This is a genomic window from Bradyrhizobium sp. USDA3010 (genome assembly GCF_056429065.1).
In genome coordinates this window covers 1-657 of record NZ_JBWJZD010000137.1, presented here as the reverse complement: position 1 = coordinate 657, position 657 = coordinate 1, and the positions used below count along the sequence as shown (strand labels likewise).

At 64.8% G+C, this 657-nt stretch carries 1 pseudogene; it reads left to right on the top strand.

Annotated elements, in window-relative coordinates:
- Positions 1 to 547: pseudogene (locus AC066Y_RS43300) on the top strand (IS1380-like element ISBdi2 family transposase); the annotation flags it as partial.
- Positions 548 to 657: the final 110 nt, after the last annotated feature.

Sequence of the window (657 nt, the reverse complement as noted above, 5' to 3'; positions counted from 1 at the left end):
AGTCGACGCGGTCGCCGACGACATCCGCACGCGACGCGCCATCGAGAACCTGCCGGTTCTGCGTGGCTATACCGAGACGCGCCACAAGGCAAAGTCCTGGGATCGCGAACGACGCACCGTCGCCCGTATTGAGGCGACGATGCTCGGCCTCGACATCCGCTTCGTCGTCACCAGCCTCGATGTCGGCTCGGCCGAGTGGATCTACGACAGCCTGTATTGCGCGCGCGGCCAAGCCGAGAATCTGATCAAGCTGCATAAGACACAGCTCGCCTCCGATCGCACCAGCTGCCGTTCGGCGCTCGCCAATCAAGTCCGCCTCGTTCTCCACACCGCCGCTTATTGGCTGATGCTGACCGTGCGCGACGCGATTCCCAAAGCCCGGGAATTGGCCACAGCCGAGTTCGCGACGCTGCGTCTTCGTCTCTTGAAACTCGCTGCCCGTGTCGTCGAGACCACGAGCCGCATTCGCCTTGCGTTTGCCGCGGCATGTCCCGAAGCCGACCTGATCCGCGGCTTGCCAGGCGCGCTGCTGCCGCTCGGTCCTTGACCGGCGGGGCGTCCGCCCCCGTTCGCCCAACCTACACCTCAAGCGCGTTGCAAAGTACCGGTCGTCAGGCGGTGAAAAGCCGAAGGCAATCCTGTGCGCCTCGTCAGAGC